The 25035-nt window shown below is 70.2% G+C and carries 22 protein-coding genes and 1 riboswitch; of the genes, 13 read left to right on the top strand and 9 right to left on the bottom strand.

All coding sequences use genetic code 11. The annotated features are described in order from the left end of the window. On the bottom strand, window positions 1–1344 hold the full coding sequence (locus AB3M34_RS12280; protein ID WP_370614207.1) for a 3-oxoacyl-ACP reductase: 1344 nt from the start codon (window positions 1342–1344) through the stop codon (window positions 1–3). Window positions 1345–1486: 142 nt separating this feature from the next. On the opposite strand from AB3M34_RS12280, the gene AB3M34_RS12275 reads away from it, so the two are divergent. Then, window positions 1487–2812, top strand: a complete 1326-nt coding sequence (locus tag AB3M34_RS12275) for an acetyl-CoA C-acetyltransferase (RefSeq protein WP_370614206.1) — start codon at window positions 1487–1489, stop codon at window positions 2810–2812. Between the two features lie 24 nt (window positions 2813–2836). On the opposite strand, the gene AB3M34_RS12270 is transcribed toward AB3M34_RS12275, so the two are convergent. Next, window positions 2837–3538 carry a TetR/AcrR family transcriptional regulator gene (locus AB3M34_RS12270; protein ID WP_370614204.1) on the bottom strand — a complete coding sequence of 234 codons (702 nt, stop codon included), beginning with the start codon at window positions 3536–3538 and terminating at the stop codon, window positions 2837–2839. Window positions 3539–3660: 122 nt separating this feature from the next. Between AB3M34_RS12270 and AB3M34_RS12265 the strand changes: the two genes are divergently transcribed. Together AB3M34_RS12265 and uvrB are read left to right on the top strand one after the other, a co-directional pair. Further along, entirely contained in the window at window positions 3661–4299 is a 639-nt protein-coding gene (locus AB3M34_RS12265; protein ID WP_370614202.1) for a hypothetical protein, read from the top strand. Between the two features lie 10 nt (window positions 4300–4309). After that, window positions 4310–6418 (top strand): excinuclease ABC subunit UvrB, encoded by a 2109-nt coding sequence (gene uvrB, locus AB3M34_RS12260; RefSeq protein WP_370614200.1) that lies wholly within the window; start codon window positions 4310–4312, stop codon window positions 6416–6418. Here uvrB and AB3M34_RS12255 read toward each other — a convergent pair. Beyond that, window positions 6375–7514, bottom strand: a complete 1140-nt coding sequence (locus AB3M34_RS12255; protein ID WP_370614198.1) for a hypothetical protein — start codon at window positions 7512–7514, stop codon at window positions 6375–6377. The two genes, uvrB and AB3M34_RS12255, sit on opposite strands and share 44 nt — an antisense overlap. Window positions 7515–7715: 201 nt before the next feature. Between AB3M34_RS12255 and AB3M34_RS12250 the strand changes: the two genes are divergently transcribed. After that, window positions 7716–8729: a TerC family protein gene (locus AB3M34_RS12250; protein ID WP_370614196.1), complete on the top strand. Its 1014-nt coding sequence runs from the start codon at window positions 7716–7718 to the stop codon at window positions 8727–8729. A gap of 79 nt (window positions 8730–8808) precedes the next feature. Here AB3M34_RS12250 and AB3M34_RS12245 read toward each other — a convergent pair whose 3' ends face one another. Continuing rightward, a complete protein-coding gene (locus AB3M34_RS12245; RefSeq protein ID WP_370614194.1) occupies window positions 8809–9753 on the bottom strand; it encodes a hypothetical protein in 945 nt (314 codons plus the stop codon). Window positions 9754–10156: 403 nt separating this feature from the next. Then, window positions 10157–10306: riboswitch (cyclic di-AMP (ydaO/yuaA leader) on the top strand. 2 nt (window positions 10307–10308) lie between these two features. On the opposite strand from AB3M34_RS12245, the gene AB3M34_RS12240 reads away from it, so the two are divergent. After that, window positions 10309–10770, top strand: a complete 462-nt coding sequence (locus AB3M34_RS12240) for a transglycosylase family protein (protein WP_370614192.1) — start codon at window positions 10309–10311, stop codon at window positions 10768–10770. A gap of 38 nt (window positions 10771–10808) precedes the next feature. On the opposite strand, the gene AB3M34_RS12235 is transcribed toward AB3M34_RS12240, so the two are convergent. Then, the gene (locus tag AB3M34_RS12235) at window positions 10809–12230 is read right to left on the bottom strand and encodes an APC family permease (protein WP_370614190.1); all 1422 of its coding nucleotides are present in this window, start codon (window positions 12228–12230) and stop codon (window positions 10809–10811) included. Window positions 12231–12342: 112 nt separating this feature from the next. Between AB3M34_RS12235 and AB3M34_RS12230 the strand changes: the two genes are divergently transcribed. Further along, window positions 12343–12657, top strand: a complete 315-nt coding sequence (locus AB3M34_RS12230; protein ID WP_370614189.1) for a hypothetical protein — start codon at window positions 12343–12345, stop codon at window positions 12655–12657. A gap of 15 nt (window positions 12658–12672) precedes the next feature. Here the strand turns inward: AB3M34_RS12230 and AB3M34_RS12225 are convergent, their stop codons facing one another. Beyond that, window positions 12673–13581, bottom strand: coding sequence for a LysR family transcriptional regulator (locus AB3M34_RS12225; RefSeq protein WP_370614188.1), 909 nt, complete (start codon window positions 13579–13581; stop codon window positions 12673–12675). Window positions 13582–13725: 144 nt separating this feature from the next. On the opposite strand from AB3M34_RS12225, the gene AB3M34_RS12220 reads away from it, so the two are divergent. Then, on the top strand, window positions 13726–14178 hold the full coding sequence (locus AB3M34_RS12220) for a hypothetical protein (RefSeq protein WP_370614187.1): 453 nt from the start codon (window positions 13726–13728) through the stop codon (window positions 14176–14178). 29 nt (window positions 14179–14207) lie between these two features. On the opposite strand, the gene AB3M34_RS12215 is transcribed toward AB3M34_RS12220, so the two are convergent. The 3 genes from AB3M34_RS12215 to AB3M34_RS12205 form a co-directional block, all read right to left on the bottom strand. Then, window positions 14208–14690, bottom strand: a complete 483-nt coding sequence (locus AB3M34_RS12215) for a hypothetical protein (RefSeq protein ID WP_370614186.1) — start codon at window positions 14688–14690, stop codon at window positions 14208–14210. Between the two features lie 84 nt (window positions 14691–14774). After that, window positions 14775–15428, bottom strand: coding sequence for an MBL fold metallo-hydrolase (locus AB3M34_RS12210; RefSeq protein ID WP_370614185.1), 654 nt, complete (start codon window positions 15426–15428; stop codon window positions 14775–14777). A 30-nt stretch (window positions 15429–15458) separates the two neighbouring features. Beyond that, window positions 15459–16157: a maleylpyruvate isomerase family mycothiol-dependent enzyme gene (locus AB3M34_RS12205; protein WP_370614183.1), complete on the bottom strand. Its 699-nt coding sequence runs from the start codon at window positions 16155–16157 to the stop codon at window positions 15459–15461. A gap of 138 nt (window positions 16158–16295) precedes the next feature. Here AB3M34_RS12205 and uvrA point away from each other — a divergent pair, with 138 nt between their 5' ends. The 6 genes from uvrA to whiA all read left to right on the top strand — a co-directional run bounded on the left by uvrA (window position 16296) and on the right by whiA (window position 25029). Next, complete coding sequence (uvrA, locus tag AB3M34_RS12200; RefSeq protein ID WP_370614182.1) at window positions 16296–19403, top strand: excinuclease ABC subunit UvrA; 3108 nt, start codon at window positions 16296–16298, stop codon at window positions 19401–19403. A gap of 86 nt (window positions 19404–19489) precedes the next feature. Further along, a complete protein-coding gene (locus AB3M34_RS12195) occupies window positions 19490–19990 on the top strand; it encodes a Rieske (2Fe-2S) protein (protein ID WP_370614180.1) in 501 nt (166 codons plus the stop codon). Window positions 19991–20032: 42 nt separating this feature from the next. Beyond that, window positions 20033–22045 carry an excinuclease ABC subunit UvrC gene (gene uvrC / locus AB3M34_RS12190; protein WP_370614179.1) on the top strand — a complete coding sequence of 671 codons (2013 nt, stop codon included), beginning with the start codon at window positions 20033–20035 and terminating at the stop codon, window positions 22043–22045. Beyond that, a complete protein-coding gene (gene rapZ, locus AB3M34_RS12185) occupies window positions 22042–22926 on the top strand; it encodes an RNase adapter RapZ (RefSeq protein WP_370614178.1) in 885 nt (294 codons plus the stop codon). Before uvrC ends, rapZ begins: the two co-directional genes overlap by 4 nt. Window positions 22927–22988: 62 nt before the next feature. Beyond that, window positions 22989–23900, top strand: coding sequence for a gluconeogenesis factor YvcK family protein (locus AB3M34_RS12180; RefSeq protein WP_370620009.1), 912 nt, complete (start codon window positions 22989–22991; stop codon window positions 23898–23900). Between the two features lie 142 nt (window positions 23901–24042). Further along, a complete protein-coding gene (gene whiA, locus AB3M34_RS12175) occupies window positions 24043–25029 on the top strand; it encodes a DNA-binding protein WhiA (RefSeq protein ID WP_370614177.1) in 987 nt (328 codons plus the stop codon). Window positions 25030–25035: the final 6 nt, after the last annotated feature.

Genomic DNA, 25035 nt, shown 5'->3' with positions numbered 1-25035 from the left:
TCAGGCTCCCAGCAGGCTCTGGCCGCACACGCGCACCACGTTGCCAGAGACGGCGGCCGAGCCCGGGTTCGCGTACCAGGCGACCGTCTCCGCGACGTCGATCGGCAGTCCGCCCTGCGAGAGCGAGTTCATCCGGCGTCCGGCCTCGCGGATGGTGAGCGGGATCGTCTTGACCATGTCGGTCTCGATGAAGCCCGGTGCGACGGCGTTGATCGTGATGCCGGCCGGTGCGAGGCGTGGAGCGAGCTCCTGGACCCAGCCGATCACGCCGGCCTTGGAGGCGGCGTAGTTGGTCTGTCCGTTGTTGCCGGCGATGCCGGCGATGGATGAGACGCCCAGGATCGTGCCGCCGGTGCGGACCAGCTTCTGGTCGAGCAGCTCTGCGGTGATCCGCTGGGGTGCGTCGACGTTGATCTCGACGACCTTGTGCCAGTTCTCGGTCTTCATGTTGCGCAGCCGCTTGTCGCGCGTGATGCCCGCGTTGTGGACGACGACGTCGACGCCGCCGTGGTGCTCGGACAGGTAGGCGGCGATCCGCTGCGGCGCGTCGGGCGCGGTGATGTCGAGGACGATGGTCTCGCCGCCGAGGGACGCCATCTCCCGCTGCAGGTCCTCGGCGAGCGGCGCGACGTCCAGCCCGACGACGGTGGCTCCGTCGCGGTGCAGCGTCTGGGCCATCGCCAGGCCGAGACCGCGCGACGCGCCGGTGACGAGGGCGACCTTGCCCGTCAGCGGTGCTGCGACCTCGAAGGTGGGGGCGTCGGTGATGCCGGCCGTGCCGATCCGGACGACCTGACCGCTGACGTACGCCGACTTGGGGGACAGGAGGAAGCCGAGGGTGGACGCGATCGCGTCCTCGGCGCCTCCGGAGACGTACACCGTCTGAGCGGTCGAGCCGTTGCCGAGCTCCTTGCCGAGCGACCGGGAGACGCCCTCGAGCGCCCGCTGGGCGATCGCGCGACCGGCGCTGCCGGCCTGCTCGGGCGGCGTCCCGACGAGGACGACCCGCGCACAGCGGGTGAGGCCGCGCAGGACGGGCGTGAGGAACTCCTGGACCCGGTCCAGTCCGGCGGCGGTGTCGAGTCCGGTCGCGTCGAAGACGATGCCCTTGACCTTCTCGCCGTCGGCGAGGCGAGCGGTCGTCGGGACGGAGAGGGCCGACAGCGCATCACCGAGCGCCGTGCCGAGGGTGCTCGCGGGTGCGGCGCCGACGAGAACCGTGCCGGACACCAGCGGGTCTCCGGCGTTGAAACGCTCGAGCCGCGGCGGGTTGGGCAGACCCAGGTTCTTCACCAAGAACTTCCCGACCGACGTGTGGACGAGGTCTTGGTAGCGGTCGCTCATCTCGTGTGTCCTGCCTCTCGAATACCCTTGGTATCTGGAATTGCGCTCTTACCGTAACCTAGAGTTACATCGTCGGACCAGGGGACGCGCCGTCCCTCTCCGAAGTGTGGCTCACGCAACGACGTCCTCCCGAGGAGACCCCATGGCACCCACCTCCAGCAAGCGCTCGGCATCGACGTCCGCGGCACGCGAGACCGCCCCGCGCCGGGTCGCGGTGATCGGCGGCAACCGCATCCCGTTCGCGCGGTCCAACACCGTCTACTCCCACGCCTCCAACCAGGACATGCTGACCGCTGCGCTCGACGGCCTGGTCGAGCGCTACGACCTGGTCGGAGAGCGGGTGGGGGAGTTCGCCGCCGGGGCGGTGCTCAAGCACAGCCGTGACTTCAACCTGGCACGCGAGACGGTGCTGGGGTCCAAGCTCGACCCGGCCACCCCCGCGTACGACGTCCAGCAGGCCTGCGACACCGGCATCCAGGCTGCGGTGCTCGTCGCCAACAAGATCGCGCTCGGCAAGATCGACGTCGGCATCGCCGGCGGGTCCGACACCACCTCCGACGCTCCGATCGCCGTCGGAGAGGGCCTGCGCAAGGCGCTCCTCGAGGCCAACCGCGCCAAGTCGCTGAAGGCGCGCGTCGCGGCGCTGGCCAAGATCCGCCCGTCCGACCTCGCGCCGTCGATCCCGCAGAACTCCGAGCCCCGCACCGGCCTCTCGATGGGGGAGAGCCAGGCGCTCACGACGGTCGAGTGGGGCATCACCCGCGAAGACCAGGACCAGCTCGCGGTGGAGTCGCACCACAAGCTCGCCGCCGCGTACGAGCGAGGGTTCCTCGACGACATGCTCACGCCGTTCCTCGGGCTGGAGCGTGACCAGAACCTGCGCGCCGACTCGTCGGTCGAGAAGCTCGCCACGCTCAAGCCGGTCTTCGGCAGGGGAGAGGGCGCCACGATGACCGCCGCCAACTCCACGCCGCTGACCGACGGCGCGTCGACCGTCCTCCTGGCGTCGGAGACGTACGCGAAGAAGAAGGGGTGGGAGCCCCTCGCGTACCTCACCGAGTACGAGACAGCCGCAGTCGACTACGTGAGCGGCCACGAAGGGCTGCTGATGGCGCCGGCGTACGCGATGCCACGGATGCTCGAACGCGCCGGGCTGACGCTCCAGGACTTCGACTTCTACGAGATCCACGAGGCGTTCGCCTCGCAGGTCCTGAGCACGCTCAAGGCGTGGGAGGACCCGATCTTCTGCAAGGAGCGCCTGGGCCTCGACGCGCCGCTCGGCTCGATCGACCGCAGCAAGCTCAACGTCGTCGGGTCCTCGCTCGCGGCCGGGCACCCGTTCGCCGCCACCGGCGGACGCATCGTCGCGACGCTCGCCAAGCTGCTGGCCGAGAAGGGATCGGGCCGCGGGGTCATCTCGATCTGTGCGGCGGGCGGTCAAGGCGTGACCGCGATCCTCGAGCGCTGACGACCGGCGGGGCGGTCGCGGGCGTCAGTCAGCGACCGCCATCGCGTGCGCCGCGCGGATCGTGTGGCGCTTGACGGCCTCCCACGGCACGCGCCGTACGGCGGGGACGCCGGGCGCCCCCTCGCTGACCAGCAGCTGGTTGCGTGCGAACTGGAGCGCGCCGAGCGACTGCGTGTAGAGCATGTTGGCGAGCATGAACGGGTCCTCGACGTGGAAGTCGCCCGACTTGTTGCCGGCCTCCAGCACGTGGGCGAGCGCGCCCAGCGGGCCGAGCATGCCGCGGCCCAACCGGATCATCGCCCCCTCGGACACGCTCTCGAACAGCTCCTCGGCCGACTTGCTCAGCAGGTCGAGGGCGCAGTCGACGAACGCTGGATACTCGTGGCCGCGGTCGAGAAAGGCCTCGGCGACGTTCTCGAGCCGCTCCGTCGGGGTGGCGTTCTCGTCGTCGGCCGCCCGCATGACCTCGGCGAGCTCGTCGAGGTATCCGATCAGCGTGACCGCGAACAACTCCTCCTTGCCGGAGAAGTGGCGGTAGATGATCGCGCGGTTGATGCCGACCGCCTGGGCGATGTCCTCGATCTGCGCATCCCGCAGGCCGACCGTGTCGAACAGCGTGCGCGTCGCGCGGATGATCTCGTCCTCGCGGGCGCGACGGCGGGCGGCGGTGGCCCTTGCTCCGCGGAGCGTCCGTGGTTCGGCTGCTTCGGCGTTCTCTTCTCCCACATCCGAAGTCTAGGGCTTCGGTGCGTTTTCCTGGGGAGCGACACCACCTCGGAGGCGACTTGGGGCGAGTACCGTAGGCACGCACGGCGGATTTCGTCGTCATCCAGCGACGGGAGGCCCGGATGCGCAGGTCGGCGATGATGGCCGCAGTGGCGGTCGCGGTGGGCGTGACCGCCGTTCCGGCCAGCGCGACGAGCTGCGCGCAGATCGATCCCGTGGCGCAGCTGGAGCGTGTCGACGCGGTCTTCGTCGGGACCCCGACCACCAGCGCGGCCGACGACGACACGGTCGTCGTCGCGGTCACCGACGTCTACAAGGGCGAGGTGCCGAGCACGACGCCCGTGGTCATGGAGCCGGACATGGGCGACGACCCGCCTGAGCTCGCGACGGACCAGCAGTACGTGTTCTTCGTCCAGGACGTCGACGGGGCGCTCGTGTCGGGCGTCTGCAGCGGCACGGCACCCGTCGATGACGCCGTGCTCGACGCGCTGGAGGCGGCCTCGAGCGACCGTTCGGCCTACCGTCCGGCGTCGCCGACCCCGACCGGGGCGTTCCCGACGCCGGTGGAGGAGTCGGAGGCCGCCGCCGACCCGGACGCCGCCGACGGTGCCGTGGTTGTCGACGGCGCGAGCGATGACGTGAACGCGATCTCCCCGGTCCTCGTCGGTGTCGTCATCGTCGCCCTCGTCGGCCTGGTCGTGCTCGCGCCGGGATACCTGCGCCGACGTGCACGCAAGGACTCTGTCGGACCCACGCCGTAGTCTCGGAGACATGCGTTCCGTCAAGGATCTCCAGCGTCAGGTCGCGCCGATGCACGTGGTCTCCGACTTCGAGCCGAGCGGCGACCAGCCGCAGGCCATCAAGGAGCTCACCGAGCGGGTGCAGCGCGGAGAGACCGACACGGTCCTGCTGGGTGCGACCGGCACGGGCAAGACGGCGACGGTGGCCTGGCTGGCCGAGCAGGTGCAGCGTCCGATCCTCGTGATGCAGCCCAACAAGACCCTCGCCGCGCAGTTCGCCAACGAGCTGCGGCACCTGTTCCCCGACAACGCCATCGAATACTTCGTCTCGTACTACGACTACTACCAGCCCGAGGCGTACGTCCCCCAGACCGACACCTACATCGAGAAGGACTCCTCCATCAACGAGGAGGTCGAGCGGCTGCGGCACTCCGCCACCTGGAACCTCCTCACCCGCCGCGACGTGATCGTGGTGGCGACCGTCTCGTGCATCTACGGCCTCGGTTCCGCCGAGGAGTACATGAACCGCATGATCCACCTCAGGGTCGGCTCCGAGATGGACCGCGACAAGCTGTTGCGCACCCTGGTCACGGCCCAGTACGCCCGCAACGACCTGGCCGCGACGCGCGGCACGTTCCGGGTCCGCGGCGACACGCTCGAGATCTTCCCCGTCTACCAGGAGCTCGCGGTGCGGGTGGAGTTCTTCGGCGACGAGATCGAGCGCCTGATGACGCTGCATCCGCTCACCGGCGAGGTGCTCAGCGACGAGCAGGAGCTGTACGTCGGCGCGGCCACGCACTACACCGTCGGTCCGGAGCGGCTCGAGACCGCCGTGCAGAGCATCGAGCGGGAGCTCGAGGAGCGGCTCGCCGAGCTGGAGCGCCAGGGCAAGCTCCTGGAGGCTCAGCGGCTGCGGATGCGCACCACGTACGACGTCGAGATGATCCGCCAGGTCGGCACCTGCTCCGGCATCGAGAACTACTCCCTCCACATGGACGGACGCCCGCCCGGCTCCGCTCCCAACTGCCTTCTCGACTACTTCCCCGAGGACTTCCTCCTCGTGGTCGACGAGTCGCACGTGACGATCCCGCAGATCGGCGGCATGTACGAGGGCGACATGTCCCGCAAGCGGACCCTCGTCGAGCACGGCTTCCGCCTCCCGAGCGCGATGGACAACCGCCCGTTGAAGTGGGAGGAGTTCCTCCAGCGCATCGGCCAGACCGTCTACCTCTCGGCGACGCCCGGCCCGTACGAGATGTCCAAGGTCGAGGACCCGAGCGACATCGTCGAGCAGATCATCCGCCCCACTGGGCTGGTCGACCCCGAGGTCATCGTGAAGCCGACGAAGGGCCAGATCGACGACCTGATCGACCTGATCCGTGGCCGGGTCGAGCGCAACGAGCGCGTCTTGGTCACCACGCTCACCAAGAAGATGGCCGAGGATCTCACCGACTACCTGCTGGAGGCGGGCCTCCGCACCCGATACCTCCACAGCGAGGTCGACACGCTGCGGCGGGTCGAGCTCCTCAGCGAGCTGCGGATGGGCGAGTACGACGTCCTCGTCGGCATCAACCTGCTCCGCGAGGGCCTCGACCTCCCCGAGGTGAGCCTGGTCGCGATCCTCGACGCCGACAAGGAGGGCTTCCTCCGGTCCGGCCGCTCGCTGATCCAGACCATCGGCCGCGCGGCGCGCAACGTGTCGGGCCAGGTCGTGATGTACGCGGACTCGGTGACCCCGTCGATGGAGCAGGCGATCGACGAGACCAACCGACGGCGTGCGATCCAAGTGGCATACAACACCGAGCACGGCATCAACCCGACGCCGCTGCGCAAGAAGATCGCCGACATCACCGACATGCTGGCCCGCGAGGACGCCGACCTGGAGCAGCTCGTGGGCTCCGGACGGGCGCAGTCGCGTGGCAAGTCCCCGGTGCCGCTGGTGGGCGCGTCGGGCGACGGCACCCACGTCGACACGTCGACGATGGCGGCCTCCGAGCTCGCTGCGCTGATCCAGGAGCTCAACACACAGATGCACGCCGCCGCCGAGGAGCTCCAGTTCGAGGTGGCCGCGCGGCTGCGCGACGAGATCGGTGAGCTCAAGAAGGAGCTGCGCCAGATGCAGGCGGCCGGGGCGGGATAGGCCGAGCGCCCGACTGCTCGGCCGGTGGAGGCGCGACCGGACCCGGCCAGGCGTCGGCGTCGACCGCGTACACCCAGCGCATCCACGGCCACTCCGTCACGCTCCAGAGCTGGCGTCGCTGCGGCCAGGCGGCGATGTCCTCGCACCCCGTGGGCAGGACGCGCTTGTGCCGCCGGAACGCCCCCGGCTCGCCGACCAGCAGATCGCCGGCGTTGCCGCGCCCTTGGCTCGTCGTCACGTACCAGGTGCCGTCGAGGACCGTCGCTCCCTGCATCCGCGGTGACTGGTCAGGATGCAGCTCGTCCGGAGTGGCGTGCCCGTCGGCGCCCCGCCGGGGGAGGTGCGTCTCGGGGTCCAACGCGTACCGCCACAGCCGTTGCGTCTTGCCGACACCGCCGTACTCGCCGGCGACCAGCGCGGGCGGCGAGTCGGTGTCGGGGAGCCCGTGCGCGAGCGAGAGGAACGAGTAGCGGACGCGGCTGCCGGCGTCGCGCCCACGCGACGTGAGGCGGTGGTGCACGGGTAGCACCATGTCGTACCCGAGCCGCCCAGCGACACCCTTACGGCGGCGCGGGGGCAGCTCGAGCAGGTCCTCCACGCGGAACACGTACACGCCTGCCCTCGTGGCCGCGACGTACAGGTACGGCCCGTACCAGGCGATGCCGCCGGCGTGGATCGGCACCGGCAGGATGCAGACCCCCCACGGCGTACGCCGTGCGCGGACGAGCAGGACGTGCCGGTAGTGGAGGGTGTCGAGATCGACGAACGTGAGGCGTGCGCCGTTGCGGAGCGCGCCCTCATGGGCGTACCAGCTGACGACCACGACGTTGCGGCCGCTCGTGCCTGCGGCCCCGCTGCCTGTGGCGTCCGCGGAAGTCGTGACGCCCTGCGGGTACCAGAGCTCGGTGCCCGAGTCGTGAGGCTCCCACGTGAATCCCGAGACGGCGGCGCGTCCGGGCACGTCGGTCTCCTGGGCGCGGAGCACCGCGTCGTCGAGCAGGGTCGCGACGTCGATGCGCTTGCCGCGTCTCAGCAGGGCGTCGCGCGCTGTCGCGCTTGCCGGCCTGTCGACCAGCCGGAGGTGCTTCACAACCACCCCGAGAGCATCTCGCGTGCCGGTGCCATGTGCACGCTCTGGCAGAATGGCGCGCGGAGGGGAGTATTCCTTTCGTCGACCTGTCGTCATCACGGCTGCCGCTGCGGCCCGGCGCGTCGAGTCGTGCCAGGTGCTGCATGCCTGCTCGGCGGAAGAGACCTCCGGCTCAGACACCCGATCCGACCGGAGGAACTACACCGTATGAACGTCACACCCCTCGAGTGGTGGATCACGATCGGCGTCACCGTCGCCGTGCTCCTCTTCGATGTCGTCGTGATCGCCCGCAGACCGCACGAGCCCTCCATGAAGGAGGCCGGCCTCGCCCTCTCGGTGTACGTCGGGCTGGCCATCGCCTTCGGTGTGTGGGTCTCGAGCTTCCACGGCGGCCAGTACGGTCTCGAGTTCTTCACCGGCTGGCTCACCGAGTACAGCCTCTCGGTGGACAACCTGTTCATCTTCATCATCATCATGGCGAGCTTCAAGGTGCCGAGGGTCTACCAGCAGGAAGCCCTGATGATCGGCATCATCCTCGCGCTGATCTTCCGTGCGATCTTCATCGGGCTCGGCGCTGCCGCGATCAACAACTTCAGCTGGGTCTTCTACATCTTCGGCCTGTTCCTCGTCTACACCGCGTACGGCCTGGTCAAGAGCTACCGCAACCACGACGACGAGGAAGCCGGCGACAACGCGGTCGTCCGGTTCGCCGAACGCCACTTCAGCGTCACCGACGAGTTCCACGGTATGAAGATGGCCATCCGCATCGACGGCAAGCGGTTCCTGACGCCGATGTTCCTGGTGATCCTGGCGCTCGGCAGCACGGACCTGCTGTTCGCGCTCGACTCGATCCCGGCGATCTACGGCATCACCAAGGAGCCGTACCTGGTCCTGACGGCGAACATCTTCGCCCTCATGGGTCTGCGTCAGCTCTACTTCCTGCTCGGCGGACTGCTGCAGCGCCTGGTCTACCTCTCGCTCGGCCTGTCCGTGATCCTCGCGTTCATCGGCATCAAGCTGACCCTGCACGCGCTCCACACCAACGAGCTGCCGTTCATCAACGGTGGCGAGCACGTGGACGTGCCGGAGATCCCGACGCTGATGAGCCTCGCGGTGATCATCGTGGTCCTCGGGTTCACGGCGGCCGCGAGCCTGTGGAAGACGCGCAACCAGCCGCCGCCGCAGCGCCCGGACGAGCGTGAGGACATCCCGCAGACCTGACGCGGGCTGCAGTCACGAGCGCTTGCACGATGCGGCGGTGAGCTGGGTCCCACCCGAAGTGGTTTCGGTGGGACCTGGCTCACCGCCGCCGTGCGTGCGCGCCCGGGACGGGAGCGATCAGGTCACGCCACCGCTGGCCGAACGACGGTGCTGGGCCGTCGTAGCCGCACGCGACCAGCTTCTGGTGCACGAGGATCACAAGAGCGCGCGGGTTCGCGAACCGGCCGTTGGTGACCTGGACGTACGTGACGCGGCGGTCGCGGAACCCTTCGTACCGACTGATGTCCACGTTGAACTGGTGGTCGTCCTCCGCGTGCTGTCGGCCCTCGTACTCGATGACGAGCATCCAGCGGCGGTAGAGGAGATCGACGCAACCGAGCATCCTGCCGTCGACCTCGAGCTCGACGTTCACCTCCGGCACGGGCAGTCCCGCGGCGACCAGGTAGGCGCGCAGCTTGGACTCCCGAGGTGACCGGGCGCGGGGATTCAGCTGAGGGGCGACCTCGAGGGCTCGTGCGGCGCCGGGCCGCCAGTCGTCGCGTGCCGCGAGCTCGACGATCGCGGCGATCGAGGTATGGCCGTGCCGGACGAGCCAGTCACCGGCGGCGATCAGGTCGATCAACCGCTCCTCGGCGCAGCACCCGATGAACGCGGCGGCGGGCGTCGCTCCGACGTCGTCGAGCGGCGGCATGGTCTTGGTCCGGTGGACGAGGACTCCGTCCAGCGCCACATGGTGGTCGTCCGGGACCACGAAGCAGATCGGACGCAGCGGAAGATCGTCGTAGCCGAGGGCTCGGAGCCGCGCGGCATCGGTGAGCTTCGCGTACGACGGTGCGGCGAGCGCCGCAGCGGTGATGAGGTCGAGGTCCGACATCGGGTGGTCGACGTGGACCCACACCCGCGGATGGACGCGCGTGAACCGCTTGCCGAGGAGGGCCTTCGACGGAAGGCCGGTGCGCTTCGCCTCTGCGCGGGTGAACGGGCCGTGGAGGAGCGAGTCGGGAATCGGCGTCGGCGCGGGCACCCCGCCATCACACGCGAGACGTCACGGAAGCCGCCGTGTCTCGTACTCCTGCTGTGGACGCCTACCTCGGCCGCGCGGGTGTGGACGAGCAGCTGGCGTGCGGGTGGCCTGCGGGCCTTGAGGTCCGGAGAGCGGTGAGCGTGGTCCCACCGCGGCACGTGCCGGTGGGACCAGGCTCACCGCGAGGCGTCGCCGGTGGGACCAGGCTCACCGCGAGGCGTCGCCGGTGGGACCAGGCTCACCGCGCCGGGAGCGAGCGCGGTCGAGGGGGCGCTATTTCACCCCAAGCGGCTTCTATCCCTTGATGTCTTGTTTGGGTGGGTTAGTCTGACTGGGATCTTGCTCGACGCCGAGTCCCGCCCACGAGCGAGATCTACCCCGGAAGGCCGGTCACGGGGCCGGCGAACCACGAGCATCGAACGGGCGGGAGTGGGGAACCCATATCCGGAGCCACGGCTCCTTGGGGTGAAGCCTCGTCGCGCACCACGCGGCAAGGCCGGGCACCTTCGGCCCGAACCCGACAGCTAACCCCTCAGGCGTTGTGAAGGAACATTCATGAACAACGTCTTGCGCGCCGCCAAGCGCGGCGTCGCCATCTCGCTCGCGCTCGCGGGGCTCGTCGCCGGTCTGCTGGTCTTCACCAGCTCACCGGCCAGCGCAGCCAAGGACAGGACCTGGGAGCGTCTCGCCAAGTGCGAGGCGGGCGGTCGGTGGCACATCAACACGGGCAACGGCTACCACGGCGGCCTCCAGTTCAATCCCGGCACGTGGCGCGCCTACGGGGGCAAGAAGTACGCGTCGGTGGCGTACAAGGCCAAGCGCCGCGAGCAGATCGCGGTCGCGGAGAAGGTCCTCAAGGGGCAGGGCTGGGGCGCATGGCCCGGCTGTACCCGCAAGCTCGGGCTCACGAGCAAGCACAAGCGCGAGAAGTGGCAGGGATTCGCCAGGAGCGAGCGCGTGGCCAAGGCGGGAGCGATCGGCTTCTTCCCGCGCTGGTGGCGCAAGCGCTTCTGGTGATCCGTCGCTGACGCAGCACCGGACGGACCCCGTCGACCTCACTCGAGGTCGGCGGGGTCCTTCACGTAGGTGCGCTCGCCGAAGAAGGCGCGGTTGATGACCCACGTGATCGCCCACAGGACGACGCCGATGCCCAGCATCAGCCCCGCGACCTCGTACTGCTCGGCATCGCGGCCGGACAGCGGCGTCACCAGGTAGAGCGAGGTGATGCCGGCGATCACCGGGATGATCGTCGGCGCGACGAAGTGGTTCGTGTCGACACGGTCGCGGCGCAGCACGAGCACCGCGATGTTGACGATCGTGAACACGCCGAGCAGCAGCAGCGCGGTCGTCCCCCCGAGCGCGGTGACGGCGTCGTCGCTGGCGTTGAACACGTACGTGATCAGGCCGAGCGCGAGCAGCGTGGTGAAGAGGATGGCGACCCAGGGGGTCTGGCTCCGGCGCCCGACGTGCGCGAGCGGCGCGGGGAGGACGTGCTGCTTCGCCATGCCGTACAGCAGGCGGCTCGCCATCAGCATGTTGATCAGCGCGGTGTTCGCGACCGCGAACATCGTGATGAACGGATAGATCTCGTCGATCGGCAGGTCGGGGGCGCCGATCTCCACGACGGTGAGCAACGGCGTCTCGCTCGCGGCGAGCTGGCCGACGGGTACCAGCGCGACCGCCGTGATGGAGACGAGCACGTAGATCAGGCCGGTGATCGACAGGCCGGTCAGCATGATGCGGGGGAACGTCGAGACCGGGTCCTTGGTCTCCTCCGCCATGTTGACGGAGTCCTCGAACCCCACCATCGCGAAGAACGCGAGCGAGGTCGCCGTCGTCACGGCGAGGAAGACGTTCTTGTCCTCCGGCGTGTCGAATGCGACCACGCGGGAGAAGTCGGCGTCGCCCTGCGACATCGCCCACAGGCCGACGAACAGGACGAGCAGGAGGCCGGTGAGCTCGACGAGGGTCAGGACGACGTTCGTCATGATGCCGTGCGCGACGCCCCGTAGGTTGACCGCCGCGAGCAGCAGCATGAAGAGCAGTGCCACGAGCAGGATGCCGTTCTCGCCCAGCCCCAGGTCGAACCCCTGGTCGAGGCTGCGTGAGAAGACGCGGGACGCTGTCGACGCCGACGTGATGCCTGAGGACAGAACCGCGAACGCGACGAGGAAAGTGAGGAAGTGGATCCCGAAAGCCTTGTGCGTGTAGAGCGCCGCGCCGGCCGCCTGCGGGTACTTCGTGACGAGCTCGAGGTAGGAGAAGGCGGTGAGCGTGGCGATGGCGAACGCCAGGAGGAACGGGAGCCACGCGGCGCCCCCGACCTCTGCGGCAACCTGACCCGTCAGGGCGTAGACGCCCGTGCCGAGGATGTCGCCGACGATGAACAGCAGGAGCAGCTTCGGCGTGAGGAAGCGCCGCAGCTCCGGCGGGCCGTCGGGGTCCGTTCTCGCGGTGTCGCTGCCGCTCTCGCTCATGGTGACCCTCTCGTCGGCGTTCACGTCCACTCTGGTGCCGTGCGATGCGCCCTGCAAGAGGAACCATGGCGTTGGTCGAACATGTGTTCGACTCGGGCGTATCCTTGCCCGCGTGGGCACGAACAGACGCTACGGCAACGACGAGCGCTCCGTCGCTCCGACAGGCGGGGGCAGTGGCGTCCGGCACGTGTGGGTCCAGCTGAGCCGGTACGAGACCGACGCCTATCCGGGACTCGTCATCGAGTGGCGGCGTGAGTCGCAGGGTTGGGTCGCGCGGGTCGCGTTCGTGCCCGGGACGGCGGGGGAGGGGACGCTGGTCGAGCAGTGGGTGTCTGCCGCGAAGCTGCGTCCGGCGAACCCCGACCGTCCGCTCTTCCGTCCAGGTCGGGCCACAGGGTCGGCCGGCGGCCACAGTGCGTCGAAGTAGAGGCGTACGCCGCGCTCAGAGCAGGTCGACCTGCGTGGCCGCGGCGAGGAGCGCGTCGAGGACCGTCGAGACCGCGGGTCCGGGCTCGCGGCGGCTCTGCCGGTGCCGCGCGACCACACGGCGCGACCCCAGGCCGGGGAGCGGCACGACTTCGACGCCCGACGGTACGCCTCGCTGCAGCGCCAGGGCCGGCACGAGCGCCACGCCCTCGCCGGCGGCCACGAGGGCGTACGCCGCCTCGAAGCTCATGACCTGGTGGACGGTGCGCAGTCTGCCCCCGAGCGTGGCCGCGAGGCGCTCCAGCGCACGCGCGGCCGCGGTGTGGCGCTCGGCTCCGAGCCAGGATGCCTCGGCGAGGTCGGCGGCCTGGGTCGGGGTCGGGAACGCAGTGGGGATGACGACGCGCCACGGCTCGTCGAGCAGGATGACGTCGTGAGTCCCGCGGGGCGTCGTGCCGGGGGCGTCCTCGTCCTGCTCGAGCAGGACGAGGTCGAGGTCACCGGCCCGCAGCAGGCGCAGCGCGTCGTCGGGCTCGTGCTCGGTGACGGCGACCTCGATCCCGGGGAAGTCCTCGCGCACCGAGCCGAGAGCCGGCCCGACGATCGCCTGGATCGACGTCTGGAACGCTCCGAGCGCGACCCGCCCGGACACGTCGTCACCCATCGTCGCGAGCGTCTTCCGGGCCTCGACGAGCTCGGCCTCGATCCGCTCCGCCGCCTCCGCCAGCACGCGTCCCTCCGGGGTGAGGGTGACCCCGCGTGGCCCGCGCACCAGGACGTCGAGGCCCTCCTCCGACTCGAGGCGGGCGATCTGCTGCGACACGGCAGACGGTGTGACCTTCAACTCATCCGCAGCGGCCAGGATGCCGCCCGTGCGGTAGACGGCGAGGAGGAACGCGAGCCTGCGGGGATCGATGGCAGCCATTCAGCAATGCTAAATGGCTGATCAAGAAAGGCTCGATTGTGCTTAAGGTGTTCGCCGCGCACACTGGGACATGTCGCCGCCGCTGGCCAGGCCCGGACGGAGACACCTTCCCCTCATCCACGTACGACCCCTTCGGAGCCGCACATGTTCTCGGTCGCCGACTTCGTCACCGCCCTCGGGTGGTTCGGCGCTGTCGCGGGCGCAGCCGCGTACCTTCTCGTCAGCCGCGGACGCTGGAACGCAGCCTCGGCGCGCTACCAGTCCGCCAACTTCCTCGGCGCCGGCTTGATGGGTGGCGTGGCGGCCTTCAACGGGATCTGGCCGTCGGCAGCGGCGAACCTCATCTGGGTGGTGATCGGCGGGCAGACCCTGTGGGTCATCCACGCCAAGAAGCGCGCCGACCGCGAGGCGGCCGCTGAGTCCGTCGCTGATCTCGAGCCATGCGAGGCGCTTGTCGTCTCGGCGCCGGCACCCGCTGCCCCGGCGTTCGAGGAGCACGTCCTCGACGAGGTGTGGGAGGAGCGCGACCCGACCCTGCGGATGACCACGGCCGAGCTGGCCGCTCTCTCCGACCGCGGCGTCGCTGTCGCAGCCTGAGCCTCGACGTCAGGCGTGCGGCCGGCCGCTCAGTAGTAGGGGTTGTACCAGACGCGGACGTAGCAGAGCGGCGCCGGATCGTTCTTGCCCTTCCGTGCGCAGACCTTGATGCGCAGGGCCTCGAACTTCATCGTCTTGCCCGTCTGCGTCATGCGGCGCTTGCTGATCTTGACCTTGCCGTTGCCGCACCCGTTGGTGTCGCTGCCCTGGCCGAACCAGCCGCCGACGACCTTCCAGCCGTTCTTCTTGGTCTTGACGAGGGCGTCCGGGTTTTCCATGTACACACCCCGGCCGTCTCCGCGGCCCTTGGAGTCGCAGACGTCCTTGACCCAGCCGCGCAGGGTCCACTCGAAGCCGGGCTTGAAGTCGACCGTGAGGCTCGCGCGCAGGCCGGACCCCGAGTAGGTCTGCGTCCTCTTGCCGGCGGCGTCGGCCGGAGCGGACAGGAGCGTCGGTGTCGCCAGCACGACAGCGAGCGCGGTGATGAGTGCGAGCACGGTGCGTCGAAGCACGGGCGGGTCTCCTTGACGTCGTCGGGGTTGCGGACCGCAACCAACCCTCGCCACGGTCAGTGGGCCTGTCAAGCGACGGGGCGCCTACCAGCCGCGCTCCCGCCACTCCGCAAGGTGCGGGCGCTCCGCCCCGAGCGTGGAGTCGTCGCCGTGACCCGGGTAGAACCACGTCTCGTCGGGCAGCCGGTCGAACACCTTGCGCTCCACGTCGTCGATGAGGCTGACGAAGTCGTCGTGCGACCACGTCTTGCCCACACCGCCTGGGAAGAGCGAGTCGCCCGTGAAGAGGTGCGGCATGCCGTCGGGGTCGTCGTACAGGAGAGCGATCGACCCTGGCGTGTGCCCGACGAGGTGGATGACCTCGAGCCGTGACCGTCCGACGGCGACCTCGTCGCCCGCCGTCAGCACCGCGTCGACGGGGGCGCCGATCGCCTCGGCGTCGTCGGCGCCGGCGAGGCTGCGGGCGCCCGTCGCCTCGACGACCGCCGCCAGGGCCTGCCAGTGGTCGCCGTGGCCGTGCGTGGTGACGACGGCGGCGAGCCCCGCGTCGCCGATCACGTCGATCAGCGTGCCCGCGTCGTTGGCGGCGTCGACCAGCACCTGCTCGTCGGTGTGACGGCAGCGCAGGACGTACGCGTTGTTGCTCATCGGTCCGACGGCGACCTTGGTGATGATGAGGTCGGCGAGCTCATGGACGTCCGGTGTCCCGCCGACGTTGACCTTGCCGGTGTACGACATCGTTCTTCCTCCTGTGGGTACGACGCTGGCTCAGCGCCACGGTCCGAGCTCGGGCAGGTCGCCCGCGGTGGTGAGGCTGGGGCCCACCCGGCCTCGGGTGACCCAGGCGAGCAGGTCCGCCTGTGTGCCCGAGACGGTACGCCCTCCGCCGTCGCCGACGCCGAACCCGGAGTCGATCGCCCGCAGTGCCAGCGGCTCGCCGGCCCGGTCGGTCAGCTCACGGGCAGCGTCGTGCAGGGCGAGGGAGACCCAGCCGCCCGGCCACTGGTCCGGCTCGTACCCGAGGTCGAGGTCGTAGTGGTGGAGGATGACCTCCCCGGCGCGCAGCATCGGGATCCACGACCCCGGGATCTCCCGGCCGGGCCGGTGGAGGACGACGCGGTCCCAGGCGAGCTCCGGGAGTCGGCGTGCGGTGACGATCCAACGCAAGGACGCTGCCGTGAGGTCGTCGAGCAGCGCGTCGGCGCTGCGGTGCGCACCTGCCTCGATGTCGGCGTCGCGCGCCTCGCGGGAGACGTACGCCGGCGTCTCCTCCCCGGTCTCGGCCCACCGGAACAGGTTGTCGAGCGCGTCGGCGTTGCGGGCGAGGTGCGTGACCACGTGGCCGCGCGTCCAACCGGGCAGCAGGCTCGGGGCGCGCATGTCCGCGTCTGCCAGGGAGTCGAGCACCAGCAGCAGCTCGCTCGTACGGGAGTCCACAAGGTCGATCACGTCGTTCGGCGTCGCCATGGGGCCACCCTGTCAGATTCGCCGGATCGGACTTGTCGGACCCCGACAGTACGATTGAGGAGGTGGGTCGAGTCCTGCCCTGGCCGCGAGCAGCGGCCCCCTCCTTCGACCGGCGAGACCCCCAGGAAGGCTGATCACGTGGCAGATCGACTGCTCATCCGCGGCGCCCGCGAGCACAATCTCAAGGACGTCTCCCTCGAGCTTCCGCGTGACGCGATGATCGTCTTCACGGGCCTCTCGGGCTCCGGCAAGTCGTCGCTGGCGTTCGACACCATCTTCGCCGAGGGCCAGCGCCGCTACGTCGAGAGCCTCTCGGCGTACGCCCGCCAGTTCCTCGGGCAGATGGACAAGCCCGACGTCGACTTCATCGAGGGCCTGTCGCCGGCGGTCTCGATCGACCAGAAGTCGACCTCGCGCAACCCGCGCTCGACGGTCGGCACCATCACCGAGGTCTACGACTACCTCCGTCTGCTCTACGCCCGCATCGGCCACCCGCACTGCCCGACCTGCGGCGAGCCGATCACCAAGCAGACGCCGCAGCAGATCGTCGACCGGATCATGGAGATGGAGGAGGGCACCCGCTTCCAGGTGCTCGCGCCGGTGATCCGCGGCCGCAAGGGCGAGTACCTCGATCTCTTCCGTCAGCTGCAGTCCCAGGGATACAGCCGCGCACGGGTCGACGGCGCCGTGCACAACCTCGCCGACGAGCCGCCCACCCTGGCTAAGCAGAAGAAGCACCACATCGAGGTCGTCGTCGACCGTCTGGCGGTCAAGCCCACCTCGCAGCAACGGATCACCGACTCCGTGGAGACCGCGCTCAACCTCGCCGACGGGCTCGTGCTCCTCGACTTCGTCGACCTTCCCGAGGACGATCCGGGTCGGGTGCGCCGGTTCTCCGAGAAGCTGGCCTGCCCCAACGAGCACCCGCTGGCCGTCGACGAGCTCGAGCCCCGGTCGTTCTCGTTCAACGCGCCGTTCGGTGCGTGCCCGGAGTGCAGCGGGCTCGGCACCCGGATGGAGGTCGACCCCGAGCTCGTCGTCCCCGACCCGTCGCTCTCCCTCGACGACGGGGCGATCGCGCCCTGGTCGGCGGCCCACGTCGCCGACTACTTCGGACGCCTGATCGACGCGCTGGCCGAGGAGCTCGGCTTCTCGACGTCGACCCCGTACGAAGACCTCCCGACGGCCGCACGCAAGGCCCTGCTGGAGGGTCACCCGACGCAGGTGCACGTCCACTACCGCAACCGCTACGGGCGCGAGCGCTCCTACTGGAGCTCCTTCGAGGGCGTCATCCCGTACGTCGTGCGTCGCCACGCCGAGGCGGAGTCCGACATGAGCCGGGAGCGGCTCGAGGGATACATGCGCGAGGTGCCGTGCCCCACCTGTGGCGGCACCCGCCTCAAGCCCGTGATCCTCGGCGTCACCACGCGCTCCGCCAGCCTCGGCGAGAAGAACATCGCCGAGGTCGCCGCGCTGTCGATCGACGAGGCCGCGCGCTACCTCTCCGACCTCGAGCTGTCCGAGCGCGAGCGCCACATCGGCGAGCGGGTGCTCAAGGAGATCCACGAGCGGCTCCGCTTCCTCCTCGACGTGGGCCTCGACTACCTGTCGCTCGAGCGCACCGCGGGTTCGCTGTCCGGCGGCGAGGCGCAGCGCATCCGTCTCGCCACCCAGATCGGTGCGGGCCTCGTGGGCGTGCTCTACGTGCTCGACGAGCCGTCGATCGGTCTGCACCAGCGCGACAACCACCGCCTGATCGAGACGCTGATCCGCCTCCGCGACCTCGGCAACACACTCATCGTGGTCGAGCACGACGAAGACACGATCCGCGCGTCGGACTGGGTCGTCGACATCGGTCCGGGAGCCGGCGAGCACGGTGGCCAGGTGCTCGTCTCGGGGCCGATCGACGAGCTCTACGCGTCCGAGGACTCGCTCACGGGCGCCTACCTCTCCGGCCGCAAGGAGATCGCCGTCCCCGCTGAGCGTCGTCCGCGGCGAGAGGGTCACGAGCTCGTGGTCCGCGGGGCCCGCGAGCACAACCTCAGGGGCATCGACGTCGCGTTCCCGCTCGGCCAGCTGGTCGCGGTGACCGGTGTGTCGGGGTCGGGCAAGTCGACCCTCGTCAACGACATCCTCTACACGTCGCTCGCCCGCACCCTCTACAACGCCCGTACGATCCCCGGCCGGCACAAGGACATCACCGGCGTCGAGCTGGTCGACAAGGTCATCCACGTCGACCAGTCGCCGATCGGCCGTACGCCCCGTTCGAACCCGGCAACCTACACCGGCGTCTGGGACCACGTCCGCAAGCTGTTCGCGGCGACGCCCGAGGCGAAGGTCCGCGGCTACCAGCAGGGCCGGTTCTCGTTCAACGTCAAGGGCGGCCGGTGCGAGGCGTGCTCCGGCGACGGCACCATCAAGATCGAGATGAACTTCCTGCCCGACGTCTACGTCCCGTGCGAGGTGTGCCACGGTGCGCGCTACAACCGCGAGACGCTCGAGGTCCACTACAAGGGCAAGACCGTCGCCGAGGTCCTCGACATGCCGATCGAGGAGGCGCTGAGCTTCTTCGAGGCGATCCCCGCGATCTCCCGCCATCTCAAGACGCTCGCCGAGGTCGGTCTCGGCTACGTCCGTCTGGGTCAGCCCGCACCGACGCTCTCAGGAGGCGAGGCCCAGCGCGTCAAGCTGGCCGCCGAGCTCCAGAAGCGCCAGACGGGCCGGACGCTCTACGTGCTCGACGAGCCGACCACCGGCCTGCACTTCGAGGACATCCGCAAGCTCCTCGGCGTCCTCGGGCAGCTCGTCGACCAGGGCAACTCGGTGATCGTCATCGAGCACAACCTCGACGTCATCAAGACCGCGGACTGGCTGGTCGACATGGGTCCCGAGGGCGGTTCCCGTGGTGGCACGCTGATCGCCGAGGGCACGCCCGAGGCGGTCGCCGCCAACCCGGACAGCTTCACGGGCCAGTTCCTCAAGCCGCTGCTCGACGGGCGCGGGGCCAAGCAGCCCGTCACGCAGCCGGCCCTCGACCTCGCTCCTGTCGGACGTACCCGCAAGGGGTCCGGTCGTACGGCGTCGGCGAAGGCCGCCCGTGCGTCGGCGCGCGAGGCCGCGAAGGCTGTCCCCGCGGCGAAGGCCGCGCCCGCCAAGAAGGCCGTCGCCGCGAAGAAGGCGTCGCCGGCGAAGAAGACCGTGGCGAAGAAGACCGTGGCGAAGCGAACAGCCAAGAAGTCGTCCTGAGCCCGCGCCCGTGAAGTTGCGGGCACCTCTCGGCTGTGGGGATCGTTGAACGTTCCACCGACTGCACCACCAACGAGAGGCGAGGCATGACCGACATCCGAAGCACCGTCAGCCCGATGAAGCGTCGCACCCTCATCCAGGGAGCCGGCGCCGTCGGCGGGACGGTCGTCGCCGGCGGCCTCCTCGCAGCCTGCGGGTCCGACGACGAGCCGTCGAGCAGCGACACGAGCGCGCCGCCCGCGAGCGAGACGACGGCCCCCGAGGGCGACCCCACGACCGAGGGTGGCGCAGCCCCGACCGGCACGGAGCTCGGACCGACGAGCGACGTCCCCGTCGGCAGCGGTCACTACTTCGAGTCCGAGAAGGTCATCGTGACGCAGCCGACCGAGGGCACGTTCGAGGGCTTCTCGTCGGTGTGCACCCACCAGGGCTGCGCGGTGAGCATGATCGAGGACGACGTGATGATCTGCCCGTGCCACGGGAGCGAGTTCTCGGCCAAGGACGGCTCGGTCGTCCAGGGTCCCGCCGAGCAGTCGCTGAAGGCGCGCGAGGTGCGTGTCGACGGCGACACGATCTTCCTGGTCTGACACGCTCCGCCGCCTGTCGGGGTGCCCTCGTAGGGTGGGCGTGTGGCAGATCCAGCGACGTACCGGCCCGCCCCGGGGTCCATCCCAGACGCGCCCGGTGTCTACCGCTTCCGTGACGAGCACCGCCAGGTGATCTACGTCGGCAAGGCCAAGTCGCTGCGCCCGCGCCTGTCCTCCTACTTCCAGGACATCGCAGGTCTCCACCCCCGCACCCAGCAGATGGTGACGACGGCCGCCAGCGTCGAGTGGACGGTGGTGTCCAACGAGGTCGAGGCCCTCCAGCTCGAGTACACGTGGATCAAGGAGTACGACCCGCGCTTCAACGTCAAGTACCGCGACGACAAGTCCTACCCGTGGCTGGCGGTGACGCTCAACGAGGAGTTCCCGCGGGTCACGGTCGGGCGCGGCGCGAAGCGCAAGGGCGTCCGCTACTTCGGTCCCTACAGCCACGCGTGGGCGATCCGCGAGACCGTCGACCTCCTGCTCCGGGTGTTCCCGATGCGCTCGTGCACCAACGGCGTCTTCAAGCGCTCCGCGCAGATCGGTCGGCCGTGCCTCCTCGGCTACATCGGCAAGTGCGCGGCCCCGTGCGTCGGACGCGTCACCCCGGAGGAGCACCGCGAGATCGTCGACGACTTCTGCTCGTTCCTGGCCGGCAACACCACCACCTACATCAAGCGGCTGGAGCGCGACATGAAGGCCGCGGCGGGGGAGCAGGAGTACGAGCGGGCGGCACGCCTGCGCGACGACATCGACGCGCTGCGCAAGGCCCTCGACAAGAACGCCGTGGTCCTCGGCGACGCCACCGACGCCGACGTCATCGGGCTGGCCGACGATCCGCTGGAGGTCGGCATCCAGATCTTCTCCGTCCGCGGCGGCCGGATCCGCGGCCAGCGGGGCTGGGTCGCCGACAAGACCGACGACGCCGGGCCGGGCGAGATGGTCGAGCGGGCCATGATGAAGCTGTACGACGGTGAGCACGCCGATGCGATTCCGCGGGAGGTGCTCGTCCCCGCCCTCCCCGACGACGTCGAGGCCGTCGCCGCATGGCTCAGCCAGCAGCGGGGGAGCCGCGTCGCGGTCCGGGTCCCGCAGCGGGGCGACAAGCGCGCGCTGATGGAGACGGTCGAGCGCAACGCCACCCAGTCGCTCGTGCTGCACAAGACGAAGCGCGCCAGCGACCTGACCACCCGCACTCGCGCCCTCGAGGAGCTCCAGGCGGCGCTCGAGCTGCCGGCCGCGCCGCTGCGGATCGAGTGCTACGACGTCTCCAACCTCCAGGGCACCGAGGTCGTCGCGTCGATGGTGGTGTTCGAGGACGGCCTGCCGCGCAAGTCCGAGTACCGACGCTTCGTCGTCCGCGGCGTCGAGGGCCAGAACGACGTCGCCTCCATGCACGAGGTGATCACGCGGCGCTTCCGGCGATACCTCGACGAGCGCGCGGCGCTGGCCGCGCCCGAGCTCGGTGCGGACGACGACGAGAGCGGTGCCGCGGGGCGTCCGAGCGACGGCCCGCAGCTCGTGGACCCCGACACCGGCAAGCCCCGCAAGTTCGCGTACGCCCCCGGCCTGGTCGTCGTGGACGGAGGCCCGCCGCAGGTCGCCGCCGCGCACGCCGCGATGCGCGAGCTGGGCGTCGACGACATCCCGCTGTGCGGCCTCGCCAAGCGGCTCGAAGAGGTGTGGCTGCCCGGCGAGGAGGACCCGGTGATCCTCCCGCGGAGCAGCGAGGGCCTCTACCTCCTCCAGCGGGTGCGTGACGAGGCCCACCGTTTCGCCATCACCCACCACCGCGGGCGCCGTTCGCGGACGATGGTGGAGAGCGCCCTCGACGACGTTCCAGGTCTCGGCGAGGTGCGTCGCAGGGCGCTCCTGCGCCGATTCGGCTCGCTCAAGAAGCTGCGGGCGGCCAGCGTCGACGAGATCGCGGAGGTGCCGGGCTTCGGCCCCCGCACCGCCGCCGCCGTCGTCGAGGCGCTCACCGCCGAGCGGGCCGCGCCGGCCGCGCCCGCGATCAACATGACGACCGGCGAGATCATCGAGGAGGGGCCGTGACAGTCTCGGGAGCCAGCACGTCCGGCGTGGACGAGATCGTCCTCGTCACCGGCATGACAGGGGCCGGCAAGAGCACGGTGGCGAAGGTCCTCGAGGACCTCGGCTACTTCGTGGTCGACAACCTGCCGCCACAGCTGCTCGGCGACACCATCGCGCTGTTCGGCCAGAACCACGTCGCCACCCGCATCGGCGTGGTCGTCGACGCCCGGTCGCGCCAGTTCTTCCCCGCGCTGGCCGGCGCGTTGGAGGACCTGCGCAGCCAGGGTCTGCGCACCACCGTGATCTACGTGGAGGCGGCCGACGAGGTCCTCGTACGCCGTCAGGAGGCAGCGCGCCGCCCGCACCCGCTCCGGACGGAGGGGCGGCTCGTGGACGGCTTCCGTGTGGAGCGCGAGCTGCTGCGCGACCTGCGGTCACGGGCGGACCTCGTGATCGACACCACCCGCCTCAACGTCCATCAGCTGTCGGCGCGCGTGTCGTCGGCGTTCGAGGACCCCGAGCAGCACCCGCTGCGGGCCACGATCGTGTCGTTCGGCTTCAAGTACGGCATCCCCGTGGACGCCGACATGGTGGCCGACATGCGGTTCCTCCCGAACCCCTTCTGGGTCGACGCCCTGCGACCGTTGAGCGGGCTCGACGCCCCGGTCAGCAAGTACGTCCTGGGCCAGCCCGACGCGATCCCGTTCCTCGACCAGTACGAGTCGCTCCTCGCCACCCTCACCGACGGGTTCGTCCGCGAGAACAAGCGTTTCCTGTCGCTCGCGATCGGCTGCACCGGTGGCCGTCACCGCAGCGTCGCGATGGCGGAGGCCCTCGCCGAGCGGCTGCGGGCGCACGACGTCCGGACCCTCGTCGTCCACCGAGACCTGGGGCGGGAGTGAGCACCCCCGGGCGCCGCGTGGTGCCGGCCGTCTCCGCGACCGCGCAGCGCAAGGTGGTCGCGATGGGCGGCGGCCACGGGCTCGCCGCGAGCCTGTCCGCACTCCGCTACCTCCCCGGCGAGATCACCGCCATCGTGACGGTCGCCGACAACGGGGGCAGCTCCGGCCGGCTCCGTGACGAGCTCGGGGTCCTCCCGCCCGGTGACCTCAGACAGGCGCTCGCGGCGCTCTGCGGCGACGACGAGTGGGGTCGCACCTGGGCGCAGGTGCTCCAGCACCGTTTCGACAGCACCGGAGAGCTCGGCGGGCACGCGGTCGGCAACCTGCTCATCGTCAGCCTGTGGGAGCTGCTGGGAGACCACGTCGACGGGCTCGACTGGATCGGCCGGCTCCTCGGCGCGCGCGGGCGTGTGCTCCCGATGAGCTCGATCCCGCTGGACATCGAGGCCACGGTGCGTCAGACCGACGGCAGCGTCGACGTGGTCCGCGGACAGGCCGAGGTCGCGACCACGGCGGGCGACGTGATGAGCGTCCGGCTCGACCCGACCGATCCGCCGGCCTCGCTCCCGGCGCTGCAAGCCGTCCGCGACGCCGACTGGGTCGTCGTCGGACCAGGGTCCTGGTTCACCAGCGTCATCCCGAACCTGCTCGTCCCTGACCTGTCGCGCGCGCTGCACGAGACCAGCGCGCGCCGGATGCTGGTCCTCAACCTCGAGGCGCAGACCGGCGAGACAGAAGGCTTCTCTCCCGAGCGCCACCTCGAGGTCATCGGCGCGCACGCGCCCGACCTGCACGTCGACGTCGTCCTGGCCGACCGTGACGCGGTCGACGACGCCACGAAGCTGAGTGCCGCCGCGAAGGACCTCGGCGCCGAGCTCGTGCTCGACGAGGTCGCACGCGGTGGGGGCTCCGCGCAGCACGATCCGCTGCGCCTCGCCGCCGCGTACGAACGCATCATGCGGCCGCCGGCCTGACCTGGCCGGAGCCGGCCGCACGCACCACGAGATCGTCGTGCAAGAGCACCTCCAGGGGGCCACGCCCGGACCACCTCCCGCGTACAGTTGCGCAGGAGGATCCACGTCAGGGGCCGACGAGGACAATCAGAGGAGTACGCGTATGGCGATGACCGCACAGGTGAAGTCCGAGCTGTCCAGCACGTCGGTCACGAAGGCGTGCTGCCGCAAGGCGGAGGTCTCGTCGTTGCTGAGGTTCGGCGGCGGACTGCACCTCGTCAGCGGTGCGATCGTCGTCGAGGCGGAGGTCGACACGGGTGCCGCCGCCCGCCGGCTGCGCAACGACATCGCCGACGTCTACGGGCACGCGAGCGAGGTCCAGGTCCTCCAGGGCACCGGGATCCGCAAGGGCACCCGGTGGGTCGTCCGGGTCGCCCGTGACGGCGCCGCACTCGCCCGCCAGACGGGCCTCGTCGACGGGGCGAACCGTCCGATCCGCGGTCTGCCGCCCCAGGTGGTGTCCGGGGCCACCTGTGACGCCGTGGCTGCGTGGCGCGGCGCGTTCCTCGCCCGCGGCTCGTTGACCGAGCCCGGTCGTTCGTCCGCGCTCGAGGTGACCTGCCCCGGCCCAGAGGCCGCGCTCGCGCTGGTCGGTGCCGCCCGCCGCCTCGGGATCCAGGGCAAGGCGCGCGAGGTCCGCGGGGTCGACCGTGTCGTGATCCGCGACGGCGAGGCCATCGGGGCGCTGCTGACGCGTCTCGGCGCTCACGAGTCGCTGCTGGCGTGGGAGGAGCGGCGGATGCGCCGCGAGGTGCGGGCGACCGCCAACCGCCTCGCCAACTTCGACGACGCCAACCTGCGCCGGTCCGCCCGTGCGGCGGTCGCCGCCGGAGCGCGTGTGCAGCGGGCGCTCGAGATCCTCGCGGACGACATCCCCGACCACCTGAAGACGGCAGGTCGGTTGCGCGTCGAGCACAAGCAGGCGAGCCTGGAGGAGCTGGGTCAGCTCCACGACCCCGCGCTCACGAAGGATGCGATCGCAGGTCGGATCCGGCGGCTGCTGGCCATGGCCGACAAGCGTGCTGCCGAGCTCGGGATCCCCGACACCGAGGCCAGCCTCACCGACGAGATGCTGGCCGACGAGGCCTGATCTCAG

Source organism: Mumia sp. Pv4-285 (genome assembly GCF_041320275.1).
GTDB lineage: Bacteria > Actinomycetota > Actinomycetes > Propionibacteriales > Nocardioidaceae > Mumia > Mumia qirimensis.
The sequence above is the reverse complement of the archived record's forward strand: the minus strand, read 5'-3'. Positions and strand labels throughout refer to the sequence as shown.

Bases quoted from the DNA above. Each gene is read 5' to 3' on its own strand.
- AB3M34_RS12280 (WP_370614207.1), bottom strand. From the start codon at position 1,344: ATGAGCGACCGCTACCAAGACCTCGTCCACACGTCGGTCGGGAAGTTC.
- AB3M34_RS12275 (WP_370614206.1), top strand. From the start codon at position 1,487: ATGGCACCCACCTCCAGCAAGCGCTCGGCATCGACGTCCGCGGCACGC.
- AB3M34_RS12265 (WP_370614202.1), top strand. From the start codon at position 3,661: ATGCGCAGGTCGGCGATGATGGCCGCAGTGGCGGTCGCGGTGGGCGTG.
- uvrB (WP_370614200.1), top strand. From the start codon at position 4,310: ATGCGTTCCGTCAAGGATCTCCAGCGTCAGGTCGCGCCGATGCACGTG.
- AB3M34_RS12250 (WP_370614196.1), top strand. From the start codon at position 7,716: ATGAACGTCACACCCCTCGAGTGGTGGATCACGATCGGCGTCACCGTC.
- AB3M34_RS12240 (WP_370614192.1), top strand. From the start codon at position 10,309: ATGAACAACGTCTTGCGCGCCGCCAAGCGCGGCGTCGCCATCTCGCTC.
- AB3M34_RS12235 (WP_370614190.1), bottom strand. From the start codon at position 12,230: ATGAGCGAGAGCGGCAGCGACACCGCGAGAACGGACCCCGACGGCCCG.
- AB3M34_RS12225 (WP_370614188.1), bottom strand. From the start codon at position 13,581: ATGGCTGCCATCGATCCCCGCAGGCTCGCGTTCCTCCTCGCCGTCTAC.
- AB3M34_RS12220 (WP_370614187.1), top strand. From the start codon at position 13,726: ATGTTCTCGGTCGCCGACTTCGTCACCGCCCTCGGGTGGTTCGGCGCT.
- AB3M34_RS12210 (WP_370614185.1), bottom strand. From the start codon at position 15,428: ATGTCGTACACCGGCAAGGTCAACGTCGGCGGGACACCGGACGTCCAT.
- AB3M34_RS12205 (WP_370614183.1), bottom strand. From the start codon at position 16,157: ATGGCGACGCCGAACGACGTGATCGACCTTGTGGACTCCCGTACGAGC.
- AB3M34_RS12195 (WP_370614180.1), top strand. From the start codon at position 19,490: ATGACCGACATCCGAAGCACCGTCAGCCCGATGAAGCGTCGCACCCTC.
- AB3M34_RS12180 (WP_370620009.1), top strand. From the start codon at position 22,989: ATGGGCGGCGGCCACGGGCTCGCCGCGAGCCTGTCCGCACTCCGCTAC.
- whiA (WP_370614177.1), top strand. From the start codon at position 24,043: ATGGCGATGACCGCACAGGTGAAGTCCGAGCTGTCCAGCACGTCGGTC.